This window comes from Deltaproteobacteria bacterium, from assembly GCA_016874755.1.
Classification (GTDB): domain Bacteria; phylum Desulfobacterota; class Binatia; order UBA9968; family UBA9968; genus DP-20.
This window is the reverse complement of the sequence record VGTH01000083.1, coordinates 1-9,069: the sequence shown is the minus strand read 5'-3', so window position 1 is coordinate 9,069 and position 9,069 is coordinate 1. Positions and strand designations below refer to the sequence as shown.

Here is a 9,069-nt window from a genome sequence, read left to right as displayed (position 1 = left end):
CCCTTTTATCAAGATAAAACCATCACCGTGGTCTTGGGCGGCCCTCCCGCCGGCTCGGCCGACCTGCGCACCCGCGCCGTGGCCAATCTTTGGCGCAAGCATATTCCGGGAAATCCCACAATCGTCATCCAGCACATGGGCGCTGGCGGCGGGCGCCAGGCGGCCAATCACGTTTTCAAAGTTGCCAAGCCCGACGGCCTCACAGTCGGCAGCATGGGCGCCGCACTGGTCGCCAATGCGGTCCTCGGCGAGCCGGGTGTAAATTACGATCTCGAGAAGTTCATTTATCTGGGCACGCCCGACAGCGCGCAGCACTATCTCTTCCTCACCCATCGCGACGCCGGCTTCGGCAGCCTCGACAAGCTCGCGCTGCCAGCGGCGTGCGCATCGCCGGCCAGTCCGTGGGCCATCCGGTCTATATTACCGGGCGGGTCTTTGCCTACTTGCTCGGTTTGAAGGAACCCAAGTTCGTCGTTGGCTTTACCGGGCCGGAGATCGACGTCGCACTGGAGCAGCGCGAGGCCGATGGCCGGGTGAGCACGGGCGATTCGTTGATTCGCCGCAATCGCGAATGGCTCGACAAAGGACTGGTCAACGTCCATGCCAGCATCGAAATTCCCAGAGGTGAGCGCCACGCTCGCTTTGCTCAGGTGCCCGACGTTGAGGGCTTCGCCAGGTCCGAGGTCGAGAAAAAAATCGTCGACATGTTCCGCGCCTTTCGCATCGCCGGGCAAAACTTTTTCCTGCCGCCCGGCACCCCTAAGGATCGCGTGCAAACTCTCGCCGACGCCATGCGCCGGACTTTCAGCGACGGGGAGTTTCTCAAAGAGTATCAAAAACTTTCCGGTGAGATTGCGTCGCCGTTGGCCGCCGAAGCTCTGGAAAAGATCATCCGTGAGCTACCGCGTGACAAAACCGCGGTCGAGCTATTCAACAAGCTCGCCGGCTCCGAAGCGCTGCCGCCGCGTTGACTCTGCGCACCGGCGCCTTACAAGCGTTGACAGAATACCCATAAGCGGATAGTGCTTCATCCAACCGCGGTTGGAGCCCATTTCTGGTCCTGGCCGCGGCAACTTCAAACTTCATACGGGTTCGGCTTCTTACGCGATTGACATCATGAAGGTCCAAGCCCACCTTATTCGTTTGGTTATCTTTGCCCTGCTGCCGGTACAGATCTTTGCCGGGCTGATGACCTTGCGCTTCCACAACCGGCAAATTGCCGAAGGTGAAAAGACCCTTGTGCGCACGGCCACTGCGCTGTCGATGGACGTCGACCGGGCGCTGCAAACGTCGGTGCAAGCCCTGCAACTGCTCGCCACCTCCGAACACTTGGACCAAAACAATTTCAAGGCCTTTCACGAACAGGCGCTCAAAGCTTTGTCCGTCCGCGCCTCGTGGGATGCCATCGTGCTGCTCGATCCAAGCGGCCAACAACTGGTCAATACCCGGGCGCGCTACGGTACGCTCCTGCCCCGTACCAACATTCCGGAAGTGGTCGATGCCATCGTTAGCTCGGGCGAGGCCAAAGTCTCGAACCTATTTGCCGGCTCCTTCGGCAAACCGTCGCTGATTGCCGTCGGCGTGCCGGTCATTCGTGCTGGCAAGACGAAACAGGTGCTGATGGCGAGCGCTCTGCCGGCTTTCCTCGACAATATCTTAGCTGAACAAAAACTCACCATCGACTTCTCAACGTTGGTCATCGACCAACGCAAAGAGCTCCTCGCGCACAATGGCACGCGGCGGCAATTCGTCGGACCCACGACGATGACCGCGCTGCGCGAACAGGCGCAAAAAGAGCCGGCCGGCTATTTTCATAGCGATCAGATCAACGGCTCGCCGTCGGGCGTCGGCTATCACCTGGCGCCGGGTCTCGATTTCAAGTTGGGCGCCGACGCCAACTCGGTGTTCTTTGTCACCCTGTCAACGGTGCTCTGGCTGCTGACGACGTTGTATGCCATCGGCTATATGGAAGACTCGCCGCATCGAAGCCGCTTCTTCGGCTTTTTCAGCATGTGCGTCAGCGCCACAGTTGGCGTCGCGCTGGCCGGCAACCTGATTACTTTTTTGACTTTCTACGAGCTGCTCACGCTGTCGACCTATCCGCTAGTCGTGCACCGTGGCACCGCGGCGAGCATGCGCTCGGGAAAAATTTATCTCGCCTACACGCTGAGCGGCGGCACGGTGTTACTGTTAGCCGTTGCTTGGCTTCACGCGATTGCCGGCCCGGTGGAGTTTCGTCTCACCGGCGCGCTCGCCGATGTCGCAAAGACACATCCGGCTGAGCTGCGCATACTGTTCGCCATGTTCGTCATCGGCCTGGGCGTCAAGACCGCCTTGGTACCGCTGCACGGTTGGCTGCCACAGGCGATGGTAGCACCGGCGCCGGTGAGCTCGCTGCTCCATGCCGTGGCGGTCGTCAAGGCCGGCGCCTTTGGCATCGTGCGCCTGGTCTATGACGTCTATGGCGAGAAAACCGCGGCGGAATTGGGGTTGCTGCAACCCTTGGCGATCGCTGCCTCGATCACGATCATCTACGGCTCGCTGCGCGCGTTGGCCCAAGACGAGCTAAAAAAGCGCCTCGCCTACTCGACGGTGAGCCAAGTTTCCTACATCGTCCTCGGCGCCGCCATTGTCAGCCCCCTCGCCGCCATCGGCGGCATCGTCCATCTGGTGCACCAAGGCGTGATGAAGATCACGATGTTTTTCAGTGCCGGCAATTATGCCGAGACCTTAGGCATCCACCACATCAGCGAGATGAATGGCGTCGGCCGGCGAATGCCGCTCACCACCGCGGCTTTTACGGTGGCGTCATTGGCGATGATCGGCGTGCCGCCGCTCGCCGGCTACGTCGCCAAATGGTATCTGCAAACCGGTGCCATCGACGCCGGCGACGAGTGGGTCACACTGGTTTTGGCCGGCAGCAGTCTGCTCAACGCGGCTTACTTCCTGCCTATTCTTTATCGCGCCTGGTTTTTGGCACCGCCGGAGCGCTGGCCCGAGGAGCATAAATTCGGCGCCGGCGAAACCCATTGGATGCTGCTCGTGCCACCGCTCGCAACCGCCTTCTTCGTCTTGTGGTTTAGCATCTTCGCCGATACACCGCTGAGCGCGCTCACCTGGGCGCGCTTTATCGCCGCCCGGGAGTACGGCCAATGATCGAGGAGATTTTGCTGGGCGTAGTGAGTGCGCTAGGGGCAGATTTGTCGTCGCCGCGTAACGATCAATGGGCACCCGCTGCCCTCACCATCGAGAAGCTATGGCATGCCGCCTGGCCGATCGGTGCCGGCGCGCTGCTCGCCTGGTTGATTGCACGGTTGTTGCCTGGCCCTGCGCACGCACCACAGCACGGGCAAGCGGAAATACACCAGCCGATTTCTCTGGCCGCCAAGCTGCTCGGCCATATGCATCCGGTGCTGCTCGGCGGCGAGCGACTGCTTAGGCAGTCCGCCGTTTCGGGCGCCGTCTTGCTGCTGAGCGTTCTTGTCCTGTGCTGGTTGCTCGCGCTGAGCTAGCCCGACGCATCGATGAAATCGGCGCGATGGCAAGCTGATACTAAAGATGTATATCGTCAGAAGCGAAGCAAATGATGCGATTTTTTCCACTACCGACCCGCGGGGTTCGTCCTTATATTCTCGCTCGCTTTCGAGGCGCGAGCATTGAAAATCACGAACGTGATTTGAACCATCCCGCCTAAGTTCGCAATCCAGGATTACCATGGCCGAATCCAACATCTTGCAAAACTTTCTGTCGCCGCCGGTGTTGTTTTTCTTTCTTGGGTTGCTGGCCACTCTGGCCGGCTCCGATCTGGAGATCCCGCAACCGCTGCCAAAGTTTCTGTCGCTCTATCTGCTGCTGGCCATCGGCTTCAAGGGCGGCTTAGAGCTGCACCACAGCGGTCTGAACACCGATGTATTATTCGCGCTCGGCGCCGCCATGATCATGGCCATCGTCGTGCCGCTGTATAGCTATTTCATTCTGCGGATAAAATTGAGCGTCTACGATGCCGCCGCCATCGCCGCCACCTACGGCTCGATCAGCGCCGTGACCTTCATCACGGCAATTTCTTATTTGAACAATCTCGGCATTTCCTACGGCGGTCACATGGTGGCTGCCATGGCGTTGATGAAGTCACCGGCCATCGTCATCGGCGTCATCCTAGTGCGCGGCTTCAGCCAATCCACCAACGGCAACGGCTTTGCGTGGAAGCCGATCATTCACGAAGCTTTTTTCAACGGCTCGGTGTTCTTAATCATCGGCGCGCTGGTGATCGGCCTGGCCACCGGCGACGAGGGTGCCAAAGCCTTGAAGCCCTTCACCGACGATATCTTCAAAGGCATGCTGTCATTTTTTCTCCTCGACATGGGCATCGTCGCGGCCAAGCGGCTGGGCGATCTCGGCAGCAACCGTTGGTTTCTCACCGGCTTCGGCGTTTTGATGCCCGTTGCCAATGCCATCCTGGCCATCTTCATAGCCCGCTTGCTCGGGCTCTCCGAAGGCGACGCGCTGCTGTTTGCGATCCTGTGCGCCAGCGCTTCTTACATCGCGGTACCTGCCGCCATGCGGCTAGCGGTGCCGCAAGCCAACCCTAGTCTCTATGTCGCCATGGCATTGGCGATTACCTTTCCGTTTAATATTATCGTGGGCATCCCGCTCTATCACAGCCTCATCGAGCGGCTCGGGAGCTAACTATGGAAGCCGCCAAAAAAGTCGAAATCATCTGCGACTCGGTGGAAGTCAAAAACGTCATCGAGATTCTTGAGAAGGCGGGCGTCACCGGCTACACCATCATTCCCGACGTCATCGGCAAAGGCGAGCGCGGCATGCGCCGAGGCGATGATGTGACCGGTGTATTCAATAACAGCATGATTATCACCGCCTGCAACCCCGCTCTGATTCCACAGATCGTCGACACGATACGCCCGGTGCTCAAGCGCATTGGCGGGGTCTGTTTGATTTCCGACACGCAGTACGTCATTCATTGAGTATTCCCGTTTTGCGGAGTACTCGTGACCGACTCGCAATCGCCCATCGTTAGCATCGTCATGGGCAGCCAATCCGATTGGCAAACCATGCAGCATGCGGCATCGACGCTCAAAGAGTTCGCGGTGGCCCATGAATGTTTGATCGTTTCGGCGCACCGCACACCTGCCTGGCTGAGCGAATTCGCCAGCGGCGCCGAGGCGCGCGGCATCGAAGTGATCATCGCCGGCGCCGGCGGCGCGGCGCACTTGCCGGGTATGACCGCGGCGCAGACGTTGATTCCCGTGCTGGGCGTGCCTGTCGAAAGCGCCGCGCTAAAGGGTATGGACTCGCTGCTGTCGATCGTTCAGATGCCGGGCGGCATCCCGGTTGGCACCATGGCGATCGGCAAAGCCGGCGCCACCAACGCGGCCCTGCTCGCGGTTGCGATCCTAGCCAACTCGCGGCCCGAGCTGCGCGAGAAGCTGCGCCAGTTTCGAGCCCAGCAAGCCCAGGCGGTGCGCGAACAGAAACTCCCGTGAGCCAATCTGTAAAGCCGATTCTCCCCGGCGCCGCCATCGGCGTGCTCGGCAGCGGCCAGCTGGGGCGAATGTTTGCCATCGCGGCGCGCCAGATGGGCTACCGCGTCCACACTTTTTCACCCGAGAGCGATACCCCCACCGGTCAGGTTGCGGATACTGAAGTAGTCGCCTCCTATCTTGACCTTGACGCGGTGCGACGCTTTGCGCAGCAAGTTCAAGTGGTGACCTTCGAGTTCGAGAATGTGCCGGCCGAATGCGTCGAGACCGCCGCCCAGCTCGTCCCGGTGCGGCCGGCCGGCTCGGTGCTGCACATAACGCAGAATCGCCTGCGCGAAAAAACTTTTCTCCGTGACAACGGCTTTCCCACCACCGGCTTCGCGGCGGTAAGGGCCGCCGACGATATCGCCAGCGCGGCGGCCAAAATAGGTTTGCCCGCAGTTATGAAAACCGCCGGCTCAGGCTACGACGGCAAAGGGCAAGCGAAGGTCCGTGCGCTCGACGACTGCACCCAAGCGTTTCAGCGCTGGGACAACCAGGAGATGATCTTCGAACGGCTGGTCGATTTCGCGCTCGAGTTTTCGGTCATTGTCGCGCGCACGCTCGATGGCCAGCTCTGCACCTGGGGGCCGATCCAAAACCGCCACGAAAATCATATTCTCGATCTGTCGTTGACACCCGCGCAGCTGACCAGCGCGAGCACCGCTGAAGCGATCGAGATGACCCACGCAGTTGCCGAGAAACTTCAACTTGTCGGCGTGCTGTGCATCGAGTTTTTTTACAGCCGCGATGGGAAAATCTTGATCAACGAGTTGGCGCCGCGGCCGCACAATTCAGGTCATTTGACCATCGATGCCTGCCGCACCAGCCAATTCGAACAACAGGTGCGCGCGGTTTGCGGGTTGCCATTGGGCTCGGCGGAATTTTTCGGCGCCGCCGCCATGGCCAATCTGCTCGGCGAACTCTGGGAAGGCGGTGAGCCCGATTGGGCGGCAGCCTGCGCCAACCCCGCTGTCAAACTTCATCTCTATGGCAAGACCGCGGCGCGCCCCGGCCGTAAAATGGGCCACTTGACTGCGGTTGCGAACACCGCCGAGCGTGCCGCCGATCATGTTTTGGCGGCACGGCAAAGGTTGCGATTGACGTCGCAGTAGGGGCGCCCCTTGTGGTCGCCCGTCCGGAGGGCGGGCACAAGGCCTGCCCCTACAAGATTCCAACCCCGACGAGCAACGAATCTTACTTCCCCAACTCGAAATCGACCTTGCGGCTCGCCCTGCCGTCCTATCTCTTCGCCTTGTACAAACCGTCAATAAAGCCGCTGTCATCGAGCTCTTTGACAAAGCTCATATCGGCGAACTCTTCTGCCTTGGCTGTCCGCGCCTTCGGATCTTTCTCGCCTAACTCGGCCAGCACCTCTCGGATGCCATCCATTGGTGGATACGGTTTGGACGGCACCACCGGCAAAAAGAATTGATAACTATCCTCAATGGCGTCGTTGTCGTTGACGCGCATGTACTTGGCAATGACTTTTTTGCTGAACTCTTTTTGCGTCTTGTAGACATGAATGCCTTCGACGATGGCGCGGGTAAATTTGCGCACCGCGTCGCGGCGTTCTTTGATAAACGCCGTGCGCGTCAGAATCGGCGTGTTGGTGTACGCGTTGGTGCCGAAATCAGAGGGGTTGGCGAGAAAATTCAAACCCGCTTTGCGCGCCATCGTGGTCAGCGGCGGCTGCGCCACTAGACCGGCCACTTGCCCTTGCTGCACCGCACCTAACCGGGTCGGCTGCCCGCCGGGAATCTGCAAGATCGGCACATCGACGTCCGGCCGCAGCCCCCACTTCAACAGCAGTTTACGCGTTGCGTAGTCCGAATTGGACCCATAGCGGCTAACCGCCAACTTTTTACCGCGCAGGTCCTCGGGCTTCTTGATGTCGGGAGAAACGATCAGGCTGTAGGCCAGCACATTGACGATTCCCAGGATGATCGTCGCATCGCCGCCGCGCAGCTTCGCCGCGACCGGGGCGTTACCGCCGCCCTGGACAATCGGCGTATCGCCGGCGAGGAGCACCTGCACCGCGCGGGAACCTCCGTCAAGATAGATGAACGTCGTGTCGAGGCCATTCTTCTCGAATAGACCGGCTTCTTTGGTGATCCACGGAATCGCCTGGGTTCCGGTAATCGCGCTCCAGCCAAAAACCAGTTTTTCCATCGGCGCGCTGGCCGCATAGCCCGCCGGCGCGATCAAAATGACACACAACGTAGCGGCGAGCATTTCAAACCCTAACCGAGTCCTAACCAATCCTGAGCGTATCGACATCAATAACCTCCGGACAAAATACTTTCAGCAAGCAACCGCCTCCAATATGCTGCCTTAGGCGCCCTTGCGCAACAACAGCTTGTTGAATAGTCCAACTAGCTCCTGATAGCGATCGCCCCATTTTTCCGGCGACGGGATGACGACCTTGCGCTCGCCGCTGTCGTCGGGGCCTTTGCCGAGAATACTTTTGTGGCCCACCCACCGGCCATGGCCGTACATGATATCTTGGCCGCGCTTGCCCATCAGAAAATCGGCGAGCAGCGCCGCCGCGTGCGGATGCGGCGGACGCGACGACATGTAGATCGGCACCAGCGATTTCACCGGCACAAAGGGCTGCGGAAAAACGTAATCGATGGGCGCGCCGGCCTTTTTCTTGGCGATGGCCTCCTGATGGTGGCCGTCAATCTCCAGGAGAAATTCCCCAGCGGCGATCAGCTGGGTAATCAACGTCGAGCCGCGCCGCGGATGAAGCTGCTGCTGGCCGACTTTGGCCGCGAGCTCCATCCCTTTGGCTTCGCCATAGTAATCCATCATCGCCGCCAACCAATCATAGGACTCGTCGTCGACGGCCAATTGGCCTTTCCACCTGGGTTGGGTCAACTCTTCGACGTTGGTGGGAACGTCCTTTCGCTGGACCAGCTTGGAATTGTAAATGTAGACCAGCGGCGTGGCGAAAATGCCGTTGACGTAACCTTCCTTATCGGCGAAGCCCTCGCGCAAAGAAGCGCGCAGCGGCGAGCGGTAGCGCGCAATCGCGCCGGACTTGCGCAGCGTGTTCACGGTCATACTGCGAGTGTTAAAAACGTCGAACGTGTGCGACTTGGCGCGGTGCTCGGTGAGAACTTTATTGAGCAGCGTGCCGCCGCCACCGGTGAGCGCGTTGACTTTGAGAAATGGATATTGCGCCTCGAAGCCGTTGATCAGGTCCTGAGCAAAGGCCCGGTTCATCGCCACGTACCAGGTGACGCTTCCTTCTTTCTTAGCGCCGGCGACGAGCCGAGCCTGCCGCTCGGCCTCTGGGAGTTGATTGATCTCTTCGAGAAGCTTTTCTTCGCTCTGAGCGTGAACCGCAGGAGTGAACAACCACCGCCTAAAAGGCGGTGGCATCGGATAACGGACTGAAAGTCCTGGTTCCGGCTAAGAGCCGGCTCAAAGTCTCCGCCCTCAGGGGCGTTTGTAGACGGCCTTAACCGTCTACTTTGAAGTCATCATCTCGATCATGAATCTGATTCGCTATATATTCTGCTATGAC

At 59.7% G+C, this 9,069-nt stretch carries 9 protein-coding genes; 7 read left to right on the top strand and 2 right to left on the bottom strand.

Annotated features, from left to right (window positions below):
- The first annotated feature begins 401 nt into the window (after positions 1 to 401).
- From FJ145_26235 to FJ145_26205, 7 genes are all read left to right on the top strand, one after another.
- Complete coding sequence (locus FJ145_26235) at positions 402 to 971, top strand: hypothetical protein (protein MBM4264910.1); 570 nt, start codon at positions 402 to 404, stop codon at positions 969 to 971.
- A gap of 793 nt (positions 972 to 1,764) precedes the next feature.
- Positions 1,765 to 3,156 carry a monovalent cation/H+ antiporter subunit D family protein gene (locus tag FJ145_26230; GenBank protein ID MBM4264909.1) on the top strand — a complete coding sequence of 464 codons (1,392 nt, stop codon included), beginning with the start codon at positions 1,765 to 1,767 and terminating at the stop codon, positions 3,154 to 3,156.
- The gene (locus FJ145_26225; GenBank protein ID MBM4264908.1) at positions 3,153 to 3,512 is read left to right on the top strand and encodes a hypothetical protein; all 360 of its coding nucleotides are present in this window, start codon (positions 3,153 to 3,155) and stop codon (positions 3,510 to 3,512) included. The genes FJ145_26230 and FJ145_26225 overlap by 4 nt, the downstream gene beginning before the upstream one ends.
- A 202-nt stretch (positions 3,513 to 3,714) precedes the next feature.
- The gene (locus FJ145_26220) at positions 3,715 to 4,686 is read left to right on the top strand and encodes a sodium-dependent bicarbonate transport family permease (protein MBM4264907.1); all 972 of its coding nucleotides are present in this window, start codon (positions 3,715 to 3,717) and stop codon (positions 4,684 to 4,686) included.
- A gap of 2 nt (positions 4,687 to 4,688) precedes the next feature.
- Positions 4,689 to 4,982, top strand: a complete 294-nt coding sequence (locus FJ145_26215) for a transcriptional regulator (protein ID MBM4264906.1) — start codon at positions 4,689 to 4,691, stop codon at positions 4,980 to 4,982.
- Between the two features lie 60 nt (positions 4,983 to 5,042).
- Entirely contained in the window at positions 5,043 to 5,501 is a 459-nt protein-coding gene (gene purE, locus FJ145_26210) for a 5-(carboxyamino)imidazole ribonucleotide mutase (GenBank protein MBM4264905.1), read from the top strand.
- Positions 5,498 to 6,652: a 5-(carboxyamino)imidazole ribonucleotide synthase gene (locus tag FJ145_26205; GenBank protein MBM4264904.1), complete on the top strand. Its 1,155-nt coding sequence runs from the start codon at positions 5,498 to 5,500 to the stop codon at positions 6,650 to 6,652. Before purE ends, FJ145_26205 begins: the two co-directional genes overlap by 4 nt.
- 127 nt (positions 6,653 to 6,779) lie before the next feature.
- Here the strand turns inward: FJ145_26205 and FJ145_26200 are convergent, their stop codons facing one another.
- Together FJ145_26200 and FJ145_26195 are read right to left on the bottom strand one after the other, a co-directional pair.
- Positions 6,780 to 7,817 (bottom strand): ABC transporter substrate-binding protein, encoded by a 1,038-nt coding sequence (locus FJ145_26200; GenBank protein ID MBM4264903.1) that lies wholly within the window; start codon positions 7,815 to 7,817, stop codon positions 6,780 to 6,782.
- 54 nt (positions 7,818 to 7,871) lie between these two features.
- Complete coding sequence (locus FJ145_26195) at positions 7,872 to 8,924, bottom strand: extracellular solute-binding protein (protein MBM4264902.1); 1,053 nt, start codon at positions 8,922 to 8,924, stop codon at positions 7,872 to 7,874.
- Between the last annotated feature and the right edge of the window lie 145 nt (positions 8,925 to 9,069).

Excerpts from the sequence above, each read along its gene's own strand:
- FJ145_26230 (MBM4264909.1), top strand. The coding sequence starts at position 1,765 with ATGACCGCGCTGCGCGAACAGGCGCAAAAAGAGCCGGCCGGCTATTTT.
- FJ145_26225 (MBM4264908.1), top strand. The coding sequence starts at position 3,153 with ATGATCGAGGAGATTTTGCTGGGCGTAGTGAGTGCGCTAGGGGCAGAT.
- FJ145_26220 (MBM4264907.1), top strand. The coding sequence starts at position 3,715 with ATGGCCGAATCCAACATCTTGCAAAACTTTCTGTCGCCGCCGGTGTTG.
- FJ145_26215 (MBM4264906.1), top strand. The coding sequence starts at position 4,689 with ATGGAAGCCGCCAAAAAAGTCGAAATCATCTGCGACTCGGTGGAAGTC.
- purE (MBM4264905.1), top strand. The coding sequence starts at position 5,043 with ATGGGCAGCCAATCCGATTGGCAAACCATGCAGCATGCGGCATCGACG.
- FJ145_26200 (MBM4264903.1), bottom strand. The coding sequence starts at position 7,817 with ATGTCGATACGCTCAGGATTGGTTAGGACTCGGTTAGGGTTTGAAATG.
- FJ145_26195 (MBM4264902.1), bottom strand. The coding sequence starts at position 8,924 with ATGCCACCGCCTTTTAGGCGGTGGTTGTTCACTCCTGCGGTTCACGCT.